The organism is Xanthomonas fragariae (genome assembly GCF_900183975.1).
Classification (GTDB): Bacteria; Pseudomonadota; Gammaproteobacteria; order Xanthomonadales; family Xanthomonadaceae; genus Xanthomonas; species Xanthomonas fragariae.
On sequence record NZ_LT853882.1, the window covers coordinates 124,064 to 148,260 of the forward strand.

Sequence of the window (24,197 nt, forward strand, 5' to 3'; positions counted from 1 at the left end):
CATCCTCCAGTCACCTTCGTCCGTCGACGGGAGAAGGGACACAAGCAAGGTTCACCTGACATGAGCGAACAACTTCCCCTGCTGATCGAACTGGGCACCGAAGAGCTGCCGGTCAAGGCGCTGCCGGGTTTGGCGCAGGCTTTTTTCGATGGCGTGCTGAGCGGTCTGGAAAAGCGCGGCGTTGCCGTTACACACGGCGATGCTAAACCGCTGTCCACGCCGCGCCGCTTGGCGGTGCTGCTGCCGGGCGTAGCTACCGAGCAGCCCGAGCAGCGCTCCGAAGTGATGGGGCCGTATCTCAACATCGCACTGGATGCCGGGGGCCAGCCAACTAGGGCGCTGGCCGGTTTCGCTGCAAAAGCTGGCATCGACTGGACTGCGCTGGAGCGCACCAGTGATGCCAAGGGCGAGCGTTTTGTGCATCGCGCGGTGACGCCGGGCGCGCGCACCGCCGATTTGTTGCCGGAGATTCTGCATGAGGCGATCGCGGCGATGCCGATCCCCAAGCCGATGCGTTGGGGCGCGCACGAATATACTTTCGCGCGGCCGGTGCAGTGGCTGGTACTGTTGTTTGGCGACGCCGTGATTCCTGCCGAATTGCTGGGCGTGCGTGGCGACCGCATCACCCGTGGTCATCGCTTCATGCATCAGGGCGAAGTGTCGCTGGCCGCGCCGGGCGATTATGTCGATGCGCTGCGCGCCGCACATGTGCTGGTGGATGCGGACGCACGCCGTGCGCGCATCGTCGACGAAGTCGAAGCTGCGGCCAGGCAGGCCGGTGGCCGCGCGCGCATCAGCGACGACAATCTGGAGCAGGTGGTCAACCTGGTCGAATGGCCGTTGGCAGTGCTGTGCAGTTTCGAGCGCGATTTCCTTGCGGTGCCGCAGGAAGCGTTGATCGAAACCATGGAGATCAACCAGAAATTCTTCCCGGTGCTGGACGACAGCGGCACGTTGACCGAGCAGTTTATCGGCATCGCCAATATCGCCTCCAAGGACGTTGCCGAAGTCGCCAAGGGTTACGAGCGGGTGATCCGTCCGCGCTTTGCCGATGCCAAGTTCTTCTTCGACGAAGACCTCAAGCAGGGGCTGGACGCGATGGGCGCGGGTCTGGGCAGCGTCACTTATCAGGCCAAGCTGGGCACGGTTGCCGACAAAGTTGCGCGCGTAGCTGCGCTGGCACGTTTGATCGCGCCGCAGGTAGGAGCCGATGCCGAGCAGGCAGCGCGTGCTGCGCAGTTGGCCAAGAACGATCTGCAGTCGCGCATGGTCAACGAATTCCCCGAATTGCAGGGCGTTGCCGGCCGGCATTACGCCAAGGCCGCCGGTGAGCCAAACGAGATTTCGCTGGCCATCGACGAAGCCTACCAACCGCGTTTTGCCGGCGATGACATCGCGTTGTCGCCGCTGGGTAAGGTGTTGGCGATCGCCGAGCGGCTGGATACGTTAGCCGGTGGGTTTGCTGCCGGGTTGAAGCCGACTGGCAACAAGGATCCGTTTGCACTGCGGCGCAATGCGTTGGGATTGGCGCGCACGGTGATTGAGAGTGGGTTTGAGCTGGATTTAGAACAGCTGCTTGTCGAGGCGCGTCATCAGATCAACCTCCAGGCAAGCGCCAGGCAACTGCTGAAGACGCAAACTGCGATCCATAATGCGAAAGATGCCGGAACCGCGTTGCCACAGTCTGTCCAGAAGCAAGCACACACCGTTCTGGCTCAATCTGCCCAAGATGGCGAAATCTTCGACTTCATCCTAGAACGTCTGCGCGGCTACTACGCAGACAAAGACGTACCTGCCACGCATTTCAATGCGGTCGCTGCGTTGTTCTCGGTCGCGCCCGAGGGCGCTCCCACAACGCAAGGCGGAGCTACCCAGCTTGGCGCGACCCCCGCCTCCCTCTACGACTTCGATCGCCGCATCGCCGCGATCGGCATCTTCGCCAAGCTGCCCGAAGCCGAAGCTCTGGCCGCCGCCAACAAGCGCATCCGCAACATCCTGCGCAAGGTCGGAGGTGAGATCCACGGCGATATCGACACCAGCCTATTGCGCGAACCAGCCGAAGAAGCACTGGCCGAAGCGGTGGAAGCGGCCATCGGCGACACCGGCGATGCATTGCACCGTCACGACTATGTCGCCGTGCTCGCGCGCCTGGCGCGCCTGCGCCCACAGGTGGATGCGTTCTTCGATGGGGTGATGGTCAATGCCGAGGATGCGCAATTGCGCGCCAATCGACTCGCCTTGTTGAAGAAGCTCGGCGACCGCCTCGGCAGCGTCGCCGCCATCGAGCATCTGTCCAGCTGATGCGCCGCCGGCTACCGGAGCTGCCGCCACCAGTGTGCCAACGCAGGAACGATTGAACGCTCCCTTGATCAGGTCGCCTTCCCGATGGCCTGGAACCAATCGCTGCTATACCTGTTCAGGGCGTTACACGATCGCCAGTTTCGCCGGCACCCAGGTGGACGGATTCAACTATGGGTCGCAACACCAGCGGCTGTGAAGAGGCCCAGGTGAGCTGACCAGGAGCCCTTCACTGGCAAGTGGAGTTGCAACTGGTCCTTGGTCGCCTGAGCCAAGAAGAACGATGCCCTCTTCATACCCTGCGTGAAGCGGTAGTGTCCATGCGCTGCGCTGCCCAAAGTGCCAGCATCCAGGTGCACAGCGGCAGCTTGGTGCCTTCGAACATCGTGCCAGCGATCAGACTGGTCTGATCGCTGGCACGCGCTGCATTGGTAGTAGATCGCAGCACCACGCTTGAAACGCGACCGCGCCCGTCCAGCACAGCAGGGGCAGCGAAACCCCCGCGGCCACCGCCATTTGTACATAGCGCGGTAGCACTTGGCCTCGGTACCTTAGGACGCGAAGAACTCGGACATCGACAATCCAGCTTGCGAACTGCACTGCAGTGATGCGCATCACGCCACCTCGTTTGCTTCAGGTGAGAGCGGCATCAATTCAGCGCCGGGAAGATCCTGCGACTGCTGGCTGAAGGTCAGGGCTAATCAGGAAAACTCTTACAAACGCGATCCCCACTGAATCCATAGGATCACTTCTAGCAGTCACGGACTGCAGCACAGCAACTAAGGCCGATAACCGCAACATCCACGGATTCAATCGCGGTGCCGCCACGGTGCGGTTCGGCCCCTTGGCGGTGACTTACGAGGAGGTCGCATCCGCCGCGGTCAAAGCGGTGCAGTCGCCGGGTCTATTCGTGGTCGACTGCACAATTGGCGTAGCAGGGCGATTCGATCCGGCTACCCGCTTCGGTATGCCCAGGTACAACGAAGATGTGGGGCAGGTCGTGGCCATCCGGGACTGGCGCATTCGCGTTACATCGTCCTGTCGATGCCACGCGCATATTCGGCGTTGCCAACATGCACCAGCATGTGGGCCAACAACGCCGCCACAAGCGCCAACACACGTGTGGCTTTCATTGCGCACAGGTTGAAAGACTGGCCTCGATTGTCGAGCGCGGCAAGACACAGGCGGCGTCAACGTAACGACAACGGCGTGTGGGCAGGCAATGCAGGTCGTGCGCGTTTATGCTTGAGCATTCCCCCGCTTACTGGAGTCATCGATGAGGTCTGTCCTGCCTACCACCTGCCTGGCCTGCACCCTGATCGTGCTGGCTGCATTGACTGCCTGCGGCAAGCCGCAATTGGACGAGCAGGAAGCCGTCTCCGCCAAGGCGCAACAAGCGGCCGAGCAAGCTTCCGCACCGGCACCGGCCGCTGCGCCAGAGCCTCCCCCGATCGGCAGCTGCGATGCCACTCAGGTCCAGTCGCTGGTCGGTCAGGCGTTGACCGATGCGGTCAGCGAACAAGCGCGCAGCGATGCTGGCGCCAAGTCGGTGCGCGTACTCAAGCCCGGTCAGATGGTGAGCATGGAGTTCAACGGCGAACGGCTCAATCTGGAGGTGGATGCCAAGAACGTCATCGCCTCGGTACGCTGCGGCTGAGCACGCATTGGCGCCTGTCGTTGGGCCGGCGCCAAGTTAGCTGGCACAAGGGATCGCATTAGCTCCTGTTGCAGCTGTAACGGTGTATTGCGGCACCGCATCAACTGTGGTCTAGTCGATCATCCGGTGACCTCCTCGAAACGCTCCAGGGATCGAGCGCTGCAACGTCGTCGCCGCTCTCCTGGATCCCAAAGAGGCAGACATGGCCCCCCGCACTCGCCAAGGGCTCGACAATGACGCTCTCTACAACAGCGCGCGCGATGAGCGTGACGCCTGTGGGTTCGGCATGGTCGCCCAGTTGGACGACCAACCTTCCCGTTCGCTGGTGGACACCGCGATTGCGGCACTCTCGCGCATGACCCATCGCGGCGGCGTTGCCGCCGACGGGCTCACCGGCGATGGCTGCGGTCTGCTGATTCGCAAACCCGATGCATTTTTGCGTGGGCTGGCGCGCGATGCCGGCATCACCCTTGGCACGCGCTACGCCGCTGGCGTGGTGTTCTTGCCGCTGGACGAGGGCGATGCGGCGCGATGTCGGGCCGAACTAGAAACCCAGTTGCACACTGCCGGCGTGCAGTTCTGCGGCTGGCGCGTGGTCCCCACCGATCACAGCGTGTGCGGCCAGTTGGCGCGCGATACCTTGCCGCGCATCGAGCAGGTATTCGTCGACGCCGGTGCGCAGCAGACCGAAGACAGCTTCACCCTGGCGCTGTTTCTGGCGCGCCGCCGCGCTGAGCAGGCGCTGCTCGGGATGGACAACTTCTACGTCACCACCTTGTCGCCCAACGGCATCAGCTACAAGGGCATGGTGCTGCCGGACAAACTGAGCACGTTCTATCCGGATCTGCAGCGCAGCGATCTGTCCTCCAGCGCGATTGTCTTTCACCAGCGTTTTTCCACCAACACGCTGCCGCGCTGGCCGTTGGCGCATCCGTTTCGGCTGCTGGCGCACAACGGCGAGATCAACACCATCGAAGGCAACCGCCGTTGGGCGCAGGCGCGCAGCAAGGTGTGGCGGACCCCGCGCTTCGATATCGCCGAGTTTGACCCGGTGATCTCCATGCACGGCTCCGATTCGCAGAGCCTGGACAACATGCTCGAGCTGCTGATCGCCGGGGGCATGGACCTGCTGCAGGCGCTGCGCATCCTGGTGCCGCCGGCGACCCAGTCGCTGGAATTCAAGGATGCCGACCTGGCCGCGTTCTACGAGTTCTACGGCCTCAACACTGAGCCGTGGGATGGCCCGGCCGGCATCGTCGCCTGCGACAGCCGCTATGCCGCCTGCATGCTCGATCGCAACGGCCTGCGCCCTGCGCGCTGGATGCTGACCTCGGACCGCCATTTCCTCGTGGCTTCAGAAGCGGGCGTGTGGGAATTGCCGGCCGAGCGCATCACCCGCAAGGGCAAGCTTGGCCCCGGCGAGATGATGGCGATCGATCTCAAGCGCGGCGATCTGCTCGATTCCGATGCCATCGACCGCATCAATCGCGCGCGCGCGCCGTACAAGCAATGGCTGCAGCAGGGCGTGACCTATCTGCAGACCGAGTTGATCGACCCCTCGCTGGTGGAAGAACCCTTCAGCGAACAAACCCTGCGCAGCTATCAAAAGCTGTTCCAGCTCAGCACCGAGGAAGTGGAGCAGGTGCTGCGCCCGCTGGCCGAAACCGAGCAGGAAGCCACCGGCTCGATGGGCGACGACACCCCGATGGCGGTGCTTAGCCGCCAGACCCGGCCGCTTTACGACTATTTCCGCCAGGCATTCGCGCAGGTCACCAACCCGCCGATCGACCCGCTGCGCGAAGGCATTGCGATGTCGCTCACCACCCAGCTCGGCAAGGAGACCAACATCTTCCATGCCGGCGCCGAGACGGTGAACCACGTCATCCTCAACTCGCCTGTGCTGAGCCAGCGCAAGCTGCGTCAACTGTTGAAGATGGAACAATACGTCGAGCGCAATCGCCTGATCGACCTGTCCTACAGTGTGGAGGAAGGCCTCAAGGCCGGCCTGGAACGCATCTGCCACGAAGTGGAAGCGGCCGCGCGCGCCGGAGCGGTGATGTTGCTGCTGTCCGACCGCTACCCGGTGCCGGATCGGCCGATGGCGCATGCGCTGCTGGCCACCGGCGCGGTGCATCACCACCTGTGCAAGGTGGGGCTGCGCTGCGACGTCAACCTGATCATCGAAACCGGCACCGCGCGCGACCCGCACCACATGGCCTGCCTGCTCGGCTTCGGCGCCACCGCGGTGTACCCGTATCTGGCCTACCAGACGCTGTTCGATCTGGGGCGGCGCGGGATCCTGCAGCTGAGCAAGGGCGGTGAGCAGTCGCAGATCGGCCGCCGCTACCGCAAGGGCATCTATAAGGGCCTGTCGAAGATCATTTCGAAGATGGGAATCTGCACCATCGCCAGCTATCGCGGCGCGCAGTTGTTCGAGATCGTCGGGCTGGACCCGGACGCGGTGGAGTTGTGCTTTGCCGACACGCCTGCACGCATCGGCGGCGTGGACCTGGTGCGGCTGGACACCGAGGCGCGCGAGCTCACCGCACGCGCCTGGAACGACCAGCTCAAGCCGGAAGTGGGCGGCCTGCTCAAGTACGTGCACGGCGGCGAGTACCACATGTACAACCCCGACGTGGTCATGACGCTGCAACGTGCCACCCGCACCGGCGATGCCGGCGATTGGCAGAAGTACGTGGACGCGGTGCACTCGCGCCCGGCCTCCACGCTGCGCGACTTGGTGCAGCTCAAGCGTGCCGATACGCCGACCCCGCTGGCTGAGGTCGCACCGGCCGAAGATCTGCTGCGTCGCTTCGACACCGCCGCGATCAGCCTGGGCGCGTTGTCGCCCGAGGCGCACGAAGCACTGGCCATCGCGATGAATCGCCTGGGCGGGCGCAGCAATTCCGGCGAAGGCGGCGAAGACCCGGCCCGCTACGGCACCGAGAAGCGCTCCAAGATCAAGCAGGTGGCCTCGGGCCGTTTCGGTGTGACCCCGGAATACCTGGTCAATGCCGAAGTGCTGCAGATCAAGGTCGCCCAGGGCGCCAAGCCCGGCGAAGGCGGTCAGCTGCCCGGCCACAAGGTCAACGAACTGATCGCGCGGCTGCGTTACGCCAAGCCGGGCATCGGCCTGATCTCGCCGCCCCCGCACCACGACATCTATTCGATCGAGGATCTGGCCCAGCTGATCTACGACCTCAAGCAGGTCAATCCAACCGCGCTGGTGTCGGTAAAGCTGGTCGCGCATGCCGGCGTCGGCACGATCGCCGCCGGTGTGGTCAAGGCCGGTGCCGACTTGATCACCGTGTCCGGCCACGACGGCGGCACCGGGGCCAGCCCGGTCAGCTCGATCCGCTATGCCGGCGTGCCGTGGGAACTGGGCGTGGCCGAATCGCACCAGGCACTGGTGGCCAACGACCTGCGCGACCGCACCATCCTGCAGACCGATGGCGGCCTGAAGACTGGCCTGGACGTGGTCAAGGCTGCGTTGCTGGGCGCCGACAGTTTCGGCTTCGGCACCGCGCCGATGATCGTGCTGGGCTGCAAGTACCTGCGCATCTGTCACCTCAACAATTGCGCCACCGGCGTGGCCACCCAGGACGAACGCCTGCGCGCGAGCTACTTCACCGGCCTGCCGGAACGAGTGGAACATTTCTTCCGCCTGCTGGCTGAAGAAGTGCGTCAGTGGCTGTCGTATCTGGGCGTGCGCTCGCTGGACGACATCGTCGGCCGCACCGACCTGCTGGAACAGCTGGAGGTCTCGCCGCGTGCGGGGGTCAAGGTCGATCTGTCGCGACTACTCACATATGCGCCTTACGGCGGCAGCCATTGCGCGGCCCAGCGTCTGTACGACTCTCCGGACAGCCTGGCCACACAGATGGATGTCCTGCTCGCCAATGCGATTGCAAACAAGACCGGCGGCGACCATCGTTTCTTGATCCACAACACCGACCGCTCGATCGGGGCGCGCCTGTCCGGCGCCATCGCGCGCGTGCACGGCAACCACGGCATGAGCGATGCGCCGTTGAACCTGCGTTTCCGCGGCACCGCCGGGCAGAGCTTTGGCGCATTCAACGCCGGTGGCCTGCAGCTGGAGCTGGAAGGCGAAGCCAACGACTACGTCGGCAAGGGCATGGCCGGCGGGCGGTTGGTGGTGCGTCCGCCACGCGGCGCGCGCTTCGAGGCGCGCAGCACGCCGATCGTCGGCAACACCTGCCTGTACGGCGCTACTGGCGGCGAGCTGTTCGCGGCCGGGCGCGCGGGCGAGCGCTTTGCAGTGCGCAACTCCGGCGCCCTGGCGGTAGTGGAAGGCGCAGGCGATCACTGCTGCGAATACATGACCGATGGCGTGGTGCTAGTGCTGGGAAAGGTGGGCCTGAACTTCGGCGCCGGCTTCACCGGCGGCCTGGCCTACGTGCTGGATATCGAACGCGACTTCGTGGACCGCTACAACCACGAGCTGATCGACATTCACCGCGTCTCTTCCGAAGGCTTCGAGAACCATCGCCAGCACCTGCACACCCTGATCACCCGCCACCGCGAGCTGACCGGGAGCATCTGGGCGCAACAGGTCCTGGACGAGTTCCGCGACTACATCGGCAAGTTCTGGCTGGTCAAACCCAAGGCCGCCAGCATTGAGTCGCTGACAGAGTCGCTGCGGCGCGCCGCCTGAGTGCTCTCCTCTCCCGCCAGCGGGAGAGGAGTTGGGGATCAGGGCGTCAACGCGCTCGGTATCCTCATCCGCCCCTTCGGGGCACCTTCTCCCGGTGGGACAAGGGAATCAGCCACGGATTTCTTTTATGAGCCGCAAGCAAGCCTTCCAATTCCTCGACCTGCCCCGGATCATGCCCGCGCGCATTCCGCTGGAGCTGCGCACGTCCGGTGACTGGGGCGAGTTGTACGGCAAGTTTGACAAGGCCGACGCGCAATACCAGTCCGGCCGTTGCCTGGACTGCGGCAACCCCTATTGCAGCTGGAAGTGCCCGGTGCACAACGCGATTCCGCAGTGGCTGCAGCTGGTGCAGGAAAACCGCATCGAAGAAGCCGCCGCGCTGTGCCATTCCACCAATCCGCTGCCGGAAGTGTGCGGGCGGGTGTGTCCGCAGGACCGCTTGTGCGAAGGCAGCTGTACACTGGAGGAATTCGGCGCGGTCACCATCGGCGCGGTGGAAAAATACATCGTCGATACCGCCTTCAAGATGGGCTGGCGCCCGGATCTGGGCAACGTGCAGCCGACCGGCTGGCGGGTGGCGGTGATCGGCGCCGGCCCGGCCGGCCTGGCGTGCGCGGACCGCTTGGTGCGCGCCGGGATCGAGGCGGTGGTCTATGACCGTTACGAGCAGATCGGCGGCCTGCTGCAGTTTGGCATTCCCAGCTTCAAGCTGGACAAGTCGGTGATCGGCAAGCGCCGCGAGATTCTCGAAGGCATGGGCGTGCAGTTCCGCCTGGGCGTAGAGATCGGCAAAGACGTCAGCATCGAGCAGTTGCTGGGCGAGTTCGACGCGGTGTTCCTGGGCACCGGCGCGTACCGCTACACCGACGGTGGCCTGCCCGGGCAGGACCTGAAGAACGTGCTGCCGGCGCTGCCGTTCCTGGTGCAGAACAGCCGCATCGTCAGCGGCAACGACCCGCATGGCCGGCCGATCGCCGGCTGGGAAGACCAGCTCGCCCTGCCCGATCTCAACGGCAAGCACGTGGTGGTGCTGGGCGGCGGCGACACCGGCATGGACTGCGTGCGCAGCGCGATCCGTTTGGGCGCGGCCAAGGTCACCTGCGCGTATCGGCGCGACGAAGCCAGCATGCCGGGCTCGGCGCGCGAAGTGGCCAACGCGCGCGAAGAAGGCGTGCGCTTTTTGTTCAACCGTCAACCGCTATCGATCGAATCCGGCGCCGACGACGAAGCGGTCGGCGTGACCGTGGTGGAAACCAGGCTTGGCGAACCCGACGCCAGCGGGCGCCGTAACGCCGTGCCGGTGGAAGGCAGCGAATCTTTGCTGGAAGCGGATGTGGTCATCATCGCGTTCGGCTTCTCGCCGACCCTGCCCGACTGGTTGGCGGCGCAAGGCGTGGACGCCGGCAGCAATGGCCGCATCGTCGCGCCAACCAACGGCGACGGCCGCCTGCCCTACCAGACCAGCAACCCACGACTGTTCGCCGGCGGCGACTGCGTGCGCGGCGCCGACCTGGTGGTGACCGCGGTAGCCGAAGGCCGCGATGCCGCAGGCAGCATCGTGCAGTTGCTGGGCGTCAAGGCGCAGGTAAAGGAACCGGCTTCGGCATAAGCGCTGCATCGGTATGCGCAATGGCGCGGTGTTGAGCGCGCCATTGCGCATACGTTCGGCACAGTCGCATCGAAACCCGCGCAGCCCCATTACAGGGCTGCGTGGGTTATTCAGGCGATCGCCCGGGCGATCAGGCCGCCTTATCCAGTGTGGCCATGTCGATCACGAAACGGTACTTCACGTCGCTCTTGAGCATGCGCTCGTAAGCCTCATTGATCTGGTCGGCGCGAATTGTTTCGATGTCCGAGACGATGTTGTGCTTGGCACAGAAATCCAGCATTTCCTGGGTCTGGCGGATACCGCCGATCAACGAACCGGCCAGCGTGCGGCGCTTCATGATCAGGTTGAACACGCTCGGCGAGGGATGCGCGTGCTCGGGCACACCGACCAGCACCATCGCCCCGTCATGCTTGAGCGCGTTGAGAAACGGGTCCAGGTTGTGCGGCGCGGCTACGGTGTTGAGGATGAAGTCCAGCGTATTGGCCTGCGCGGCCATTTGCGCTTCGTCCTTGGACACCACCACTTCGCTGGCGCCCAGGCGCAGCGCATCGGCGCGCTTGCCCTCGGAGGTGGTGAACAGCACCACGGTAGCGCCCATCGCCTTGGCGATCTTCACCGCCATGTGGCCCAGGCCGCCCAGGCCGACCACGCCCACTTTCTGGCCGGGACCGACCTTCCAGTGCGCCAGCGGCGAATAGGTAGTGATGCCGGCGCATAGCAACGGGGCGACGGCGGCCAGGTTGTCGGTATGGGAAATATGCAGCACGTATTTCTGATCGACCACGATATGGTCGGAATAACCGCCGTAGGTGTTCTCGCCACCACCGAACATCGGTCCGTTGTAGGTGCCGGTGAAGCCCTGCTCGCAATATTGTTCTTCGCCTTCCTCGCAGGAGGCGCAGCTGCGACAGCTGTCGACCATGCAACCGACGCCGGCCAGGTCGCCGACCTTGAAGCCGGTCACGGCATCACCCACGGCCGTCACGCGGCCGACGATCTCGTGGCCAGGCACCGACGGGTACAGTGTGTTATGCCATTCGTTGCGTGCGGTATGCAGATCCGAGTGACACACGCCGCAGTAGGCGATGTCGATCTGCACGTCGTTTGGGCCGGGCTGGCGCCGTTCGAACACGAACGGCGCCAGCGGTTGGTCAGCGATTTGGGCAGCGTAAGCGTAGGCTTTGCTCATGGGAAAGGCTCCGGGGCGTTGCGTCGTCGGCGACAAGTTGCAAACGACAGAAAAGAAGGAATCGATAGCTTAAAACAGGGCGTGTCGCGCTCCTGCGACAGTCCGTCTTGTCTGCCCTCCCGCGAACGCTACCGGAGCACCATGATGCGCCGTATGCATGTTGGCGTTCGATCAAAGCCGTGCTATGCGTGAATGGCACGCTAACGCCTGAGCTTCTAGGCGGACCAAGCACCTGATCGCCCTGCACCATCGCCGCTGGCCGTGTCCTCCCCCGCGGCCCCCCCACGTCGATGCCGAAGGAGGCTTCCATGTTCCGCTCTCCCCCAAAATTCCCGCGTCTGCGCGGTGCCGCACTCGCGCTCACCCTGCTCGCTACACTGCCATTGGCGCATGCCAAAAAGCCTGTTGACGCGAAGAAAGAGTCCGCTGGGCTGAAATATGTCGGTGTCAGTCTGTCCGGCGCCGAATTCAACTCGCGCAAGAAACCCGGCACCTTGTACAAGGACTACACCTACCCGGCGGCGTCGGATTTCAGCTATTTCGCCGCCAAGGGCATAAATACGATCCGCCTACCGTTCCTATGGGAACGCGTCCAGCCCGAGCTCAACGGCAATCTGGATCCTGCCCAGCTGGGGCTGATCAAAAAATCGCTCCAAGCGGCCAAGGCCAACAAGCAATACCTGATCCTGGATCTGCACAACTACGCCAAATACAACGGCCAGCGCATCGGCGCCAGCGAGGTGCCCGCCGCGGCGGTGGCCGATCTGTGGCGTCGGCTGGCGCTGGAATTCAAGGACGACAAGGCGGTGATCTTCGGCTTGATGAATGAACCCAACGGCATTTCCGCGCCCGATTGGGCCAGCGTCGCGCAGGGCGCGATCAACTCGATCCGCAAGACCGGCGCAAAGAATCTGATCCTGGTTCCAGGCACCGCCTACACCGGTGCGCATAGCTGGCGCAGCACCAATTACGGCGTCTCCAACGCCAAGGCGTTGGAGATCGTCAAGGACCCGGGTAACAACTTGGCTTTTGAAGCGCATCAATATCTGGATAGCGACTACAGCGGCACCAAGCCGGTCTGCACGAGCGCAACCGTGGGCGAAGAGAAATTGCGTGGCTTCACTGCATGGTTGCGTGAAAACAAGCAGAAGGGATTCCTGGGCGAGTTCGGCACCGCCAACAATCCTGTCTGCAATCAGGCACTGGAAGGCATGCTGACCTACATGGAAAAGAACAGCGATGTGTGGCTTGGCTGGACCTGGTGGGCTGCCGGCGCATGGTGGAAGCCGGACTACCCTTTCACCGTGCAGCCGGGCAAGGACGGCAGCGACAAGCCGCAGATGTCGATCCTGAGCAAATACGCGCGCCGCGCCGGCAAGTAATTCAGGTATGTATGAGTGCGGCGGTCGCAACAACGGTTGTGGCCGCCGTTTCGTTTGGAGCAGCGCCAGTTACCGGGCTGTCGGTTGTTGAGCCAACCTCGTCGGCCGACTAGGAGGCGTACGCGCTAGCGCCTGGAAGCGTATCGGACTGCTGATTGCGCAAGTGAAGTGATCGCCCACAGCCGACGGCCGCGTATCAGCGATCAGCCCGCCCTCAACAGCATCGTCTATGTCCTGCGCACCGGCATATTCCTTGGCAGGAGTTGCTGGCGCCGGCTGCGTGTGTGCAAGCCAATGGTGTGTGGGTATCGCCTGCATCAGGTCTTGCTTGCGGAACTGCGTCGCGTCCAGACGCTGGACCTGAGCCGGGCCAGCCAGGACGCCGCTGGCATGGCCTGCCCCGGGCGGCGCGTCTGCGAGTTCGGACCCGACCGACCGCGGCAAACTCGGCAGTCAGCGGTGTCGGATCGTCGACCGCAATGGCGTGCCCTGAAGGCTTTGTGTGTCACTGGCGCCCATCGCCACGCCTTTGTTGTGTTGGATGGAGAAGTTGGTCGCTGGCTTGCTGCCGATAGGCGACAAGGCAGGGCGCCGGCACCGCTGGCCAGACAACCTGCACGCCTACGCCATCGACCGCTGCCGCCACCGCCTCAGGCAGCGCGGCATTCAGTACGCGGATCGGCCGCAAAGGGATCGCGCGCAACAACCGGTTGGGCTGTCATCGCGGGTGCGTCGAGCGCCCCCACGCCTGGTCTGCAGGGATGGACAAGTTGCGCATCGGCTTTGAACGCCGTATCGGTCTCCACCTGGCGCTGCTTTCGCTTACTTGCTCCATCATTTGGTGACGGGTGCTTCCTGAGTTTTATTAGCGGCTCTTACTTCCGCACGCGTTGAAACATAACTGCGAGTCCTTAACTGTGAGTCACCGCACAGCTTGAGTGATTTCATACCTCCCATCCGTAGTTTGTGCGGGTTCGTACGCCTACTCTTGTAATAAATGTGTCGTTGTCATTTACACGGCGAGCTAACGCCAAGGCCAACGCATCTTCTTCACAAACATCTCTCGCACCCAGAAGTCGTTAGGAGTAGGCCATGTTGTCCATCACCACCCGGACGCGTCAGCTACGTAGCCGCGCGCTGTCGTTGTTTCTGCTTGCCATCGTACCGTTCACACACGCACAAAGCGCTAACGTCCTGAAGTATGCAGGCGTCAATCTCTCGGGCGCAGAAAACAAATCGTCGAAAAAAAACGCCACGGTCAACATCGATTACGTGTTTCCGGCAGCCAGCGATTACACATATTTCGCCGGCAAACACATGAACACCATTCGCCTGCCGATCCCGTGGGAGCGCGTGCAACCCAAGGCTGGAGGCGAACTGGATCCGGCGCAGTTGGCGTTGATCCGGCAGGCGGTCGCCAATGCCAAGGCCGCGAAAATGCATCTGATCTTGGATATGCACAATTACTCCAAGTATTACGGCAACACGATCGGCAGCAAGAAGGTACCCATCAGCACCTTCACCGACCTGTGGCGACGTCTGGCGATCGAATTCAAGAGCGACAACACAGTGATCTTCGGGCTGATGAATGAGCCGTGCAATATCACTCCGCAATCGTGGGCAGCGGCCGCACAGGCATCGATCAATACGATTCGTAAAACCGGTGCCAACAATTTGATTCTCGTTCCCGGCGCGCTGTGGACGGGCGCGCATAGCTGGTACTCCACTAATGCCGGGCAATCCAATGCGGTGGCGCTTGCCTCGATTTACGATCCAGTCAATCACTACGCGATCGAAGCGCATCAGTATATGGATAACGATTCCAGCGGCACCAGCGTCGGTTGCGTCAGTGCCACCATCGGTGCCGAACGTCTGAATAACTTCACAAAATGGCTGCGCCTGAATAAAAAACACGGTTTTCTTGGCGAATTCGGCACTGGCAACAATGTCAAATGCAATGGCGCACTCAACAGTATGTTGAAGTACATCGAGTCCAACAGCGATGTCTGGTTAGGCTGGACTTATTGGGCGGCCGGCGCGTGGTGGAATCGGACATATCAATTCAACGTGCATCCCGATGCGCAAGGTCGCGACAAGCCGCAGATGTCGATATTGAGCCCCCGAGCTCGACGTATTACCGACTTGAACCACACACCAGACGGCGACTAACGTAACCCATGACAACCCCGTAATCCCCGGCTTTTCAACAACAGCGTGGCGTCCTGGAGACGACGTCATGCTGCTGGCGGCGAGCTTGTCCATACGACGCAAACTCGACAGCGCAGCAATACTTTCGGCGCAACCAACGAAACGTAATGCACCGCACTTTGACGCTTTTTTTCTGCTAAATAGCCGCCCCTGAAAAACCCCAACCACCCAACGACCGCAAGGCCTTGATGTCTGCACCGGCGTGCCAGAACTACCGGTGTTCGCTACGCTGAAGGCTGGTTTCTGGCAATTTTCAGTCATGCGTACACGCCGTCCTGCTGCCGAGCACATGCCTGCCGACGAGTTGTTTCGTTCGCTGCTGGAGAACCAGATCGATCTGCGTCATCCGCTGGCGCGGCTGAGCCAACGGATGCCGTGGACGGCGTTGGAGCAAGCACTTTCATCGCGCTTGCCGGCCACCCAGGCCGGTGGCGGCCGGCCGGCATTGCCGGTGCGACTGATTGCCGGTTTGCTCTACCTCAAACACGCCTACGACCTGTCCGATGAAGCGGTGTGCGAGCGCTGGCTGGAGAATCCGTACTGGCAGTTCTTCACCGGTGAGGTCGTGTTCCAGACGCGTTTGCCGTGCGATGCCAGCTCGCTGACGCGCTGGCGGCAGCGCCTGGGTGAGGCCGGGATGGAAGAGCTGCTGGCGCACACCATCAACGCCGCGCATGCGATGCAGGCGGTGGACGCACGCGAGTTGTCGCGGGTGATCGTGGACACCACGGTGCAGGAAAAGGCGATCGCCTATCCGACCGACAGCCGTTTGCTGGAGGTGGCACGCAAGAAGCTGGTGTTACTGGCCAAGCGGCACGGCATCGGATTGCGGCAGAGCTACGCGCGGCAAGGCCCGGCCCTGAGCCGCAAGGCAGGTCGGTATGCGCATGCGCGCCAGTTCAAGCGGATGTGGCGCATCCTGCGACGTCAACGCACAGTGCTGGGACGGCTCATGCGCGACATCCAACGCAAACTCGATCAGGTAAACACCGGCGTGCGCGAGCACATCGCTATCTGGCTGGAACGTGCGCAACGGCTGTGCACGCAGCGTCCGAAGGACAAACAAAAACGGTACGCATTGCATGCCCCGGAAGTGGAATGCGTCGGCAAGGGCAAGGCGCGTCAAGCGTACGAATTCGGCGTCAAGGTCGGCATTGCAGTCACCGCCTGCAAGGGATTGGTCGTGGGTGCGCGCAGCTTCCCGGGCAACCCGTACGACGGCGATACCTTGGCCGAGCAGCTGGAGCAGACACGCGGGTTGCTGCAGGATGTGAGCGTAGAACCGACGGTGGCGATCGTGGACCTGGGCGATCGCGGGCGCGAGGTCGATGTGGCGTGCAGGTCCTGCATCGCGGCAAGGCCAAGACGCTGACGCGACGGCAATGGCGCTGGATCAAGCGACGGCAGGCGGTGGAGCCGGTGATCGGACATCTGAAAGACGACTGCCGGTTGCGTCGCTGCAGGCTGAAAGGTGCCCAAGGCGATGCGCTGCACGTGCTCGGCTGCGCCGCCGGCTACAACCTGCGCTGGCTGCTGCGCTGGATCGCGTTTTTGCGTGCCTGGATGCGGGCGATGAGATGGTCATCCTTGAGCACCGTGCCGCTGTCACCGACGGCACTTGGCGCTTGAAGGGGATTTTTCAGGGACGACTCAATATCAGGCCGAAAAGTGAGCCCGGCCACGTGTGAATGCAATGCAGTTTGCATAGTGGTTCTTTATCAAATGCGCCAAGCGATTCGACACAGCAGATGCATTGACTTAGAGCGTCTAACAAAACCCCTTGAATCTTGTCTCGCCGGTTGCAAAATTGCGGACATGACACGTCGCAAAGAGATCCCCATTGCGCTGTGGAAGCGCATCGAGCCGCTGATTCCGCAAGTGAAGCGTTCGCCCAAAGGTGGACGGCCGCGTATCAGTGATCAGCAAGCCCTCAACGGCATCGTCTATGTCCTGCGCACGGGCGTGCCGTGGGAAGACCTGCCTATGGAGCTGGGCTACGGCAGCGGCATGACCTGCTGGCGCCGGTTGCGTGATTGGCAGGCCGCCGGTGTGTGGCATCGTCTGCATCAGGTGTTGCTGGCCGAGCGACGTTGCGCTCAGACGCTGGACCTGAGCCGAGCTGGTCTGGACGCCGCTAGCGTAGCCTCCCCCCGGGGGGCCCATATACCGGGCCGAACCCGACCGATCGCGGCAAACTCGGCAGCAAACGGCATCTGATCGTCGATCGCAACGGCATCCCCTTGGCGGTGTGCGTCACCGGCGCCAATCGGCACGACTCGGTCGTGTTCGAGGAGTTGATCGACGCCTTGCCGCCAATTGGTGGCAAACCAGGGCGCCCGCGACGTTGGCCAGACAAATTGCACGCCGACAAGGCTTACGACATCGACCGCTGTCGCGCCTTCCTCAAGCAGCGCGGCATCATTGCGCGGATCGCACGCAAGGGGATCGCGCGCAACCACCGGTTGGGCCGCCATCGCTGGGTCGTCGAGCGCACCCATGCCTGGTTCGCAGGCATGGGCAAACTGCGCATCCGCTTTGAACGCCGCATCGATCTCCACTTGACGTTGCTCTCGCTTGCTTGCTCAATCATCTGCTTACGGCTTCTTCCTGGGTTTTGTTAGCCACTCTTAGATAGATGCGGCGCACTAAGAATGTATCCGAAAATAGGTAACCTATTCATTCGAACCGCATGGTATGTGGCGCTGGATCGAGATCACAGCCAAACGTGTAGCATCCTGGGCGGTAACCGATGAGTTCCGGCAGCGGGTAGAACCGCTGATTCCTGCTCGCCGCGGCGATCATCGCGTTCCGCAAGATGCCTTCGAGCGTTAATAAAATTTACGGATAATCTCTAGGCGCAGACTCCATGCAACTGTCTGTGTGCATTTCCCTCCGCCGTTGAAGGAGTCCTTTCATGTCTGGTGTTCTTTCTCGCTGGGGAATCTCGTTCGTCCCCGGTGTCTGCTCATCCTGATGGGCCTCGTGCCGCTCACTCATGCGTGAACACGCGTAATCACCCATGCCGGAGTCAATCTCTCTGGCGCCGAATTCGCACCTGCCAAAAAGCCGGGAGTCCTCAAATAAGGACTTTATGCATCGCCAACGTCTACTGTTTCATGGTTCTCCTCACGGCAAAGCACCTATACGCCAAATCCGCTCCCGCACTGCCGCAGGCAGAGTGCACAGGCGTTGCAGCCATTCTATCGGCCAGTGCCTGAGCAAGGCCTCTCGGCCGATGCGTCGAGTAGAGCTTGCGTGTACTGTTGCGTGGAGACAACCAGTGGGCGATACCGGTGGATTAGCATCCAATCCCAGCCAGCCAGCTGGCGAATGCGGCCAGTGGATTGACCAGCAGCAGAATCTGCAGCCGCTTGCCGCGGCGGGTCAAACTGTCTTCCATCGCCTGGCCGTCGCGATCGAATTTCAGATCACGAAATGCTAGGTCGATCTGCATCCGTTGTGCACACAGATTGACCAATTGCCTTGCGCTGGCTGCCTGTAGCTGCGGGGATACAATCATCAACAATGGCTCGCGCTCACGGGCTGCTGCCATCAGAGTCGATGATATACGTGAAGGCCAGGCCATCTTTGATGCCACCAACGCAGTGCGTAACATCCAGGAGTATCGGATAGGTCAGCGTGCCCAGCCGAGCCGTAGCGGCGTACTCGGACAGCTGGCCAGGCGAACTGGTTGACGGCAGTCAACCGACTTGGCGAAGCCCGTACTTCACCGCCGACCCCGAGAGCGCACCAGCGCCCCGACAGAATCGAGGCGTTGGTGTTTGCAAGCGTTGCGGTATGTCGGCGCTGTCGTTGCCAGCGCCATACCTCCTTGGTGAGGAGGCACGGAATACGCCAAGGTTCCCCGCCCGACTGCTCTAGCGGCGCCCGTCAACCGCCTCGACTACTCAGGTCAGGGCGCCGGCTGATGCTGCGTATCGGGCGTAGCCACGTCCTGATACGGGATACGTTCGGCCAATGGAGCCTCGCCATATCCGAGCATCCGGGCCAGCGCGGGAAGGGCCTCCAAACTGGCATTCATGCCGCTGACAATTGCTGACCCTACATGACGCAACAACTCGCTCCTGGGCGCCAACGTCCGATGCAACTCTTCTGCGGTGATCTCACGTGTTCCGCTTTCCATGTTCTGGCTAGCACGCGCAAGAATGGTTTGCACCACACGCGCGTGCTTGGCGTTGTCGGAGTCAAATAGCCCAGGAACTTGGACGCGCCCGCCAAGCGCCAATGCGTTCAGGGCGATGGCTTCGATCGGATTGAAGACGGTGCTTCGGAAAATACGCAGTACCTTTTCCGACAGCAATCCAGTGGCCTTTTTGCTGGCGATCAGCGGAATCATACCGACAATGGATGCCAGACCCATGGATTTGACAGCGGTGCTTTCACCCGGGGCAATATCCAGCGCATGGCGAGTCATCTCCTCAATCGCCTCCTTCGCGCCCATCCCCTCGCCGGGATGCGCGATCACGCCATCCTTCATGCTCTGGAACAAGCCAGCACGCATTACCTCTTCACTTTCCTTCACCTCGGGGGGAATACCGGAGGCGGCGCCGAAAATGGCCGCTTCGGTTGTCGCCGTGTTGGCCGCAAGATCACCGACTCTGGATTTGAAACCAGTGTATTGCAAGAGGTTATTGGGGAATGAAACCACCGACGAGATAGCGCCGGCCTTCATCGCCTTGGGGAGCAGGTCGCGCATGGACCAATCCTGACCCTTCATGCCCTTGACGATTGCCAGCACACACATGGTGTCCATGGTCTCAATCAGCAAAGGAGGGACTGAATCGATTCCGGCCAATTGCAAAGCATGTTTACTGGGTGAGAAACCCTTGCCGAAGACGGCACTCTTAAGCACTTCCGCAGCGCCAAGCTCCCATGCCGAGCCGAGTATGCTGCTGACGCCAATGCTGCCGGCTAGTCCGCCTAACTGGAACTGCTTTTTGGTGGCTGCATGTAACAACTCTTCTGCGCCCAGGCGGACCTGTAGATCGTCGTCCCTTTCGAGTTTCTGGTTGACGAACCCTGCCAGGACATCGTCATTGGACGTAATCGTGGGAGCACATGAGGCAAGAAATGCTTTCGCGCTGATCTGGCTGCCATCCGGCGCCTCGATCAACGCGCCTGATCCAAATGCAGCGGCCCCCCGCTCGATAGCCTTGAGCAGTAAGGGAATATGAATGTCTGCGTTGATCTCCTCACTAACCCGCTCCGACGAGTCGGCACCGGGCATCAGTTGCGCCGTCTCCACCGTGAAGGCGGCTTTGAATTCCCCAAGCGCTTTCTCCAGATCCCGACGCGGCCGTATTTCCAGCTGGACCCTGTCAATGCTCGCGGCCTGTGATGGAAGTGCCTGATCAGCCTGCACGAAAGATAGCAGCGCCTGCACAACTGGATGATCGGAAACAGCACGTCCCTCCTTCCTGTGGACCGATCCTACATGCACAGGTGGAAACTGCGAGGGTGGGCAGAACTTTGCCAAAGACGTAAGTAATTGAGTTTGCAGGTCGCCGCGATCAGTGGACTCGAATGTGTGCTCAGTACCAACCGGGATTGTTCGCTCCCTGCTGGCGCTTCGCCGACGCGGAGGTCTGCTGGTCGGCAACCTGCCGTCATCGACCTGATGTTGACCGCCATGGCCGGGCTGGATGTCGTGGTCCGAACGCGAAGCGCCGTTGTCCACAGCATTAGAGGTGTGCGACTGCGCGTGAGCAGGTGACGGCATAGATGCAGATCTAGCAAGATTCGTTTTCATGTGCTCTCACTGATTTGGAAATGAATGAGTTCGTTTCGATGATGCGTTAAAATCTTAGATAGTGTAGGAAATAAAGATGTCATATCACCCGCAAAATTTCTTCTCGAAGCGAATGGAAGTCTTAATTAATCAATGATTTTTAAAGTGATAAATGTAAATTGTTCACCTGAAATGTATCGAAATAGACTAAAACCCAAAGAAGGTCCGAACAACCACCCAACGTCTCGCAGTTTCAATCAGCGTTGTCTAGATAAGACGTGTAGTTGCCTTGAGTGGAGTCATTCATGCAACCTTTTGCGATTTGTCTAGCCGCCAAAGGCCGCATTGGCCCTTGGCAGGTAGCAACTGTCGGTGCATCGTTCATAAGATTGATCTGTCTATGCGCTTGCGAACAACAACTGATGCAATCGCCACGATGCGTAAGTGCTTGATTTTCAGCATGGACGATCGGAGCGTTCGATCGAAATTCTAAGATCGGCTAACAAAACTACTGCGCCGCCGCCAGGCGGGCGCGGCCGGTGCTCGGAATCCTCATTCATGTACCACGCGTACACTCCGGTTCCTCTGCGCCCACCTGACGACTGCTCGCCACGTCGTGAGTTGTTCCGACCCTCCCCTAGCGCAAGAAACTACGATTCGTACATATGTAGATCACTTCGCTTTTTTCTTTTGTGTGACGGACGTCTGTCGCCACCATATCAGCCGTATTCAATCATTGAGGTGGTATGCAATGGGTGCGTGCTGCTCAGTCCACCGTTGGCATGGCACTCGGGAAGATTTTCATACACCGAAAGCTCTCCAGTCGCTTCGCCGCAAACCGGCAATAGCCTGGAAAGCGCGAGCAATGTCAGTCCGGCCGACGGCCGCTTACGTTGATTGAGCAACTTGAACCGCAGCGGGCCTGTGTCCCGATCATCCTCGGAGCGAAGTGCGCAATCCGAGGGCCGGGATGCGGTGTCCGATGCCTTGAAGTTCGTGCGAAGGTCCTACTACAAAAAACCCCGCCTTAAATCAGGCAACGCGATGAACGCAAAGGGCGGGCCTGCTGAGGCAGGCCGCATGGCAAAGGTGACACTTGATGTTGCCAGCATCGGGCCAGTCTCAGGCTCTTTGCGTTTGGACATGACGCAGTGGGATTCGGATGTATACGTCAGCAGCCCACACCACGACTGCCTGAGAGCAGTGCTGTGAGCGCCCAGAGAAGGAAGAACTACCATGCATCGCGTAGGAACGACCAAGCAGCGTTCTACAAAGTTGGCAGAGTCGGTGAGCCTTGCCGCCGTGCCAGCAGATCCCGCAGCGGCAACAAGCAACTCAGTCGATGGTTCGGCCAGGCAGTCGTCGCAACTGGACGGTCTGTCTGCCAGGCCGACCAAACCTGTAAAACCGCGTACTGCAGGTTCGTCTGCTGCATTGCCTGGGCCATCACACACGGCTTCATCGCCCGCGTCTGACAAGCAACCGCAGTCGACGGACCCGGCAGACATTCTGCAAACAGCGCTGCGCAGGGTCGAAGTCTGGAGCGCTGTGCTTGCCAGCGATGATAAGCAGTGCAGTCAACCGGGGGCTGCACCACTGTTGTCCAGGGAGAGGAGGGTCGAGCTCTCGCAGAACGCCATGAAGTCTGCCCGCGAAGGATTGCAGGCCATCGCTGATTTGAGGTTAGGGAACCGGCTGAGGTCAAACGACGCAGTGGAGCACGAAGCTACCTTGTTTACGATTCTCGGAGGGTCCGCTGCGACTGCTTACGAAGCGCGTAGTGAACTGATAGAACACAAGTGGGCGCATCAATTTCGCGTCACCCAGCTCACCGAGTCGAGGCTCGACAACGTCACTGTGCGGGTGCCGCTGCACCACACTGATTTGGAGTGTCAGGATCCTGACGAATGGTACAGGTATCTGAGCGAACTCGAGAAGTACCGGTCAGCAATGGATGAGTCGCTGAGAAACATGAAGAAGCCGGATGCACACGAAAAAATATTCACGACTGACTCCTTCACAATGAAGCAGATCAGGGCCGAACACGCATTCTGTCATGGAACGATGCGGTCGATCCGATGTCTGCTCGTGGATATCTATCGCATACGGCTGCTGCGTCAGGTCGAAGCCAGCGGCTCGCATGACGTCACGGCTCGATTGCACGAACTGTACCAGGCCAAGAACTACCTCGGCGATACTGTGGTAGATGCTTTTACGGCTCTGAGCAAAGTCGTGACCGAGTCCATACGCCCATCGGAAGCCGGCGCTGCGTTGAGCCCGCAGCTGGTGGCACAGCATAAGGACGTCCTTGAGGACTATGCAGAACAATTTGGGCGCGTCGGTCTGGGGTTATGCCTGGACGTCGCTGCTCTCATCAAGGGTGACGGCGACGATAATATCTGGCAATCGATGCTCGATCTGGCGCAGGTATTGACCGAGTATCGACAGAGCGTGCTCGACCTGATCCGTTCCGTTGGTCCAGGAAAGCGTGAGGTGATCGCGCCGCCAGCGGCAACGATCGAGGAGCCGCCGGTGTCGAGGGCGCGGCAGAAATCAGCACGCAGGCATCGCAAGCCTGTTAATCGAACGGCCGCAGAGTCCAGCCTCGTCCCTGCGCCCCCTGCAGTCCCGAACGATACACGTACGCTTGCGCAGCAGCAGGCGGACATTGTGTTGAAAAAGTTTCCGCTGAAACGCGCGATGGTGACCGAGCTGGACGCAGATCTGATCCAGATCGCGAACAGGCTAGGGAAAGATACCGGTAGCGTTAACGAGATGATGCATTGCTCCCGGCAGGACGCGATGATTGCCTTCACGTTTGTGCGGTCCTCGATCCAGGGATGGTTCGAAAAGGACCAGTTGCTACAAGCGAAAGCGAAACTGCCGCCGGGCGATGAGCGGATTGCCCAACTCAGCGAGCGGCTGGAACTGCTGGGCATGATCGAGCAGCGTGTACAGACCCGCGAGGCAGATGCGCTGAAGAGCGATACGCAGCCGCGCGCGCCGCATCTGTCACGCTTGCTGGAGATGCATCAAGTCGCCAGCGTGACCTCACCGACCCGGTTGCGGTCCGACAACGACAGCGGAGATCACGGCACTTTGTTCGAGATGCGTATCGAGCACGCGCCGTTGTCCAACGGCGAGCGCCCTGCGCCGTGGTTCGTGCACTTGCACACTGCCAAGCCGGTGACAACCAATGCCGTGCCTTCGCTCGACTACAAGGAATTCACCGCTGTCCATCTCAAGACCGCGAAGGAGAAGAATCTGGGAAAGCGCTGGGAGATGCTCATGCAAGCGCTCGGTAATAACGATGCGAAGGTACACCGATCCAAGATCGATTCTGCGTTGCTCGCCAGTTTGTTGGAAGTGAGGCGTGGTCGTAAATCCTCACCCGAGCAGTTTCCAAACCAGTAGTGGCGACTGCCTGAAA

10 protein-coding genes, 1 other RNA gene and 4 pseudogenes are annotated in these 24,197 nt (G+C 61.3%); 11 read left to right on the plus strand and 4 right to left on the minus strand.

Features of this window, described 5'->3' with window-relative positions:
• Positions 1-60: 60 nt before the first annotated feature.
• Entirely contained in the window at positions 61-2,301 is a 2,241-nt protein-coding gene (gene glyS, locus PD885_RS00570; RefSeq protein ID WP_002803755.1) for a glycine--tRNA ligase subunit beta, read from the plus strand.
• Between the two features lie 334 nt (positions 2,302-2,635).
• On the opposite strand, the pseudogene PD885_RS20265 reads toward glyS, so the two are convergent.
• A pseudogene (locus PD885_RS20265) lies at positions 2,636-2,913 on the minus strand (transposase); the annotation flags it as partial.
• A gap of 661 nt (positions 2,914-3,574) precedes the next feature.
• Between PD885_RS20265 and PD885_RS00580 the strand changes: the two are divergent.
• The 3 genes from PD885_RS00580 (at position 3,575) to PD885_RS00590 (ending at position 10,239) form a co-directional block, all read left to right on the plus strand.
• The gene (locus PD885_RS00580; protein WP_002803751.1) at positions 3,575-3,955 is read left to right on the plus strand and encodes an I78 family peptidase inhibitor; all 381 of its coding nucleotides are present in this window, start codon (positions 3,575-3,577) and stop codon (positions 3,953-3,955) included.
• Between the two features lie 202 nt (positions 3,956-4,157).
• A complete protein-coding gene (gene gltB, locus PD885_RS00585; RefSeq protein WP_002803743.1) occupies positions 4,158-8,630 on the plus strand; it encodes a glutamate synthase large subunit in 4,473 nt (1,490 codons plus the stop codon).
• Positions 8,631-8,757: 127 nt separating this feature from the next.
• Positions 8,758-10,239 (plus strand): FAD-dependent oxidoreductase, encoded by a 1,482-nt coding sequence (locus PD885_RS00590; protein ID WP_002803742.1) that lies wholly within the window; start codon positions 8,758-8,760, stop codon positions 10,237-10,239.
• A 130-nt stretch (positions 10,240-10,369) separates the two neighbouring features.
• Here PD885_RS00590 and PD885_RS00595 read toward each other — a convergent pair whose 3' ends face one another.
• Positions 10,370-11,428: an NAD(P)-dependent alcohol dehydrogenase gene (locus PD885_RS00595; protein ID WP_002803740.1), complete on the minus strand. Its 1,059-nt coding sequence runs from the start codon at positions 11,426-11,428 to the stop codon at positions 10,370-10,372.
• Between the two features lie 308 nt (positions 11,429-11,736).
• Between PD885_RS00595 and PD885_RS00605 the strand changes: the two genes are divergently transcribed.
• The 5 genes and pseudogenes from PD885_RS00605 (at position 11,737) to PD885_RS00625 (ending at position 17,639) form a co-directional block, all read left to right on the plus strand.
• On the plus strand, positions 11,737-12,810 hold the full coding sequence (locus tag PD885_RS00605; protein ID WP_002803737.1) for a glycoside hydrolase family 5 protein: 1,074 nt from the start codon (positions 11,737-11,739) through the stop codon (positions 12,808-12,810).
• A 142-nt stretch (positions 12,811-12,952) separates the two neighbouring features.
• Positions 12,953-13,655: pseudogene (locus PD885_RS00610) on the plus strand (transposase family protein).
• 247 nt (positions 13,656-13,902) lie between these two features.
• Positions 13,903-14,979 (plus strand): glycoside hydrolase family 5 protein, encoded by a 1,077-nt coding sequence (locus PD885_RS00615; RefSeq protein ID WP_002803735.1) that lies wholly within the window; start codon positions 13,903-13,905, stop codon positions 14,977-14,979.
• 298 nt (positions 14,980-15,277) lie between these two features.
• Positions 15,278-16,647 (plus strand): annotated as a pseudogene (locus tag PD885_RS00620) (IS5 family transposase).
• A gap of 186 nt (positions 16,648-16,833) precedes the next feature.
• Positions 16,834-17,639, plus strand: a protein-coding gene (locus PD885_RS00625; protein ID WP_088056607.1) for an IS5 family transposase whose coding sequence is annotated in 2 segments (ribosomal slippage) — positions 16,834-17,164 and positions 17,164-17,639 — 807 coding nt in all. Because the reading frame shifts where the segments join, the coding sequence is not laid out codon by codon here.
• A 505-nt stretch (positions 17,640-18,144) separates the two neighbouring features.
• Here the strand turns inward: PD885_RS00625 and PD885_RS00630 are convergent.
• Both PD885_RS00630 and xopB read right to left on the minus strand, forming a co-directional pair.
• Positions 18,145-18,592, minus strand: a pseudogene (locus PD885_RS00630) (IS4 family transposase); the annotation flags it as partial.
• A 339-nt stretch (positions 18,593-18,931) separates the two neighbouring features.
• Positions 18,932-20,422 (minus strand): XopB/HopD1 family type III secretion system effector, encoded by a 1,491-nt coding sequence (gene xopB, locus PD885_RS00635; RefSeq protein ID WP_002808547.1) that lies wholly within the window; start codon positions 20,420-20,422, stop codon positions 18,932-18,934.
• A gap of 903 nt (positions 20,423-21,325) precedes the next feature.
• Here xopB and PD885_RS00640 point away from each other — a divergent pair.
• Together PD885_RS00640 and xopP are read left to right on the plus strand one after the other, a co-directional pair.
• A non-coding RNA gene (locus PD885_RS00640) (sX9 sRNA) lies at positions 21,326-21,390 on the plus strand.
• Positions 21,391-22,003: 613 nt separating this feature from the next.
• Complete coding sequence (gene xopP, locus PD885_RS21815; protein WP_231895762.1) at positions 22,004-24,181, plus strand: type III secretion system effector XopP; 2,178 nt, start codon at positions 22,004-22,006, stop codon at positions 24,179-24,181.
• Positions 24,182-24,197 lie beyond the last annotated feature (16 nt).

Coding starts and splice junctions, on each gene's coding strand:
- glyS (WP_002803755.1), top strand. CDS start 61: ATGAGCGAACAACTTCCCCTGCTGATCGAACTGGGCACCGAAGAGCTG.
- PD885_RS00580 (WP_002803751.1), top strand. CDS start 3,575: ATGAGGTCTGTCCTGCCTACCACCTGCCTGGCCTGCACCCTGATCGTG.
- gltB (WP_002803743.1), top strand. CDS start 4,158: ATGGCCCCCCGCACTCGCCAAGGGCTCGACAATGACGCTCTCTACAAC.
- PD885_RS00590 (WP_002803742.1), top strand. CDS start 8,758: ATGAGCCGCAAGCAAGCCTTCCAATTCCTCGACCTGCCCCGGATCATG.
- PD885_RS00595 (WP_002803740.1), bottom strand. CDS start 11,428: ATGAGCAAAGCCTACGCTTACGCTGCCCAAATCGCTGACCAACCGCTG.
- PD885_RS00605 (WP_002803737.1), top strand. CDS start 11,737: ATGTTCCGCTCTCCCCCAAAATTCCCGCGTCTGCGCGGTGCCGCACTC.
- PD885_RS00615 (WP_002803735.1), top strand. CDS start 13,903: ATGTTGTCCATCACCACCCGGACGCGTCAGCTACGTAGCCGCGCGCTG.
- xopP (WP_231895762.1), top strand. CDS start 22,004: ATGCATCGCGTAGGAACGACCAAGCAGCGTTCTACAAAGTTGGCAGAG.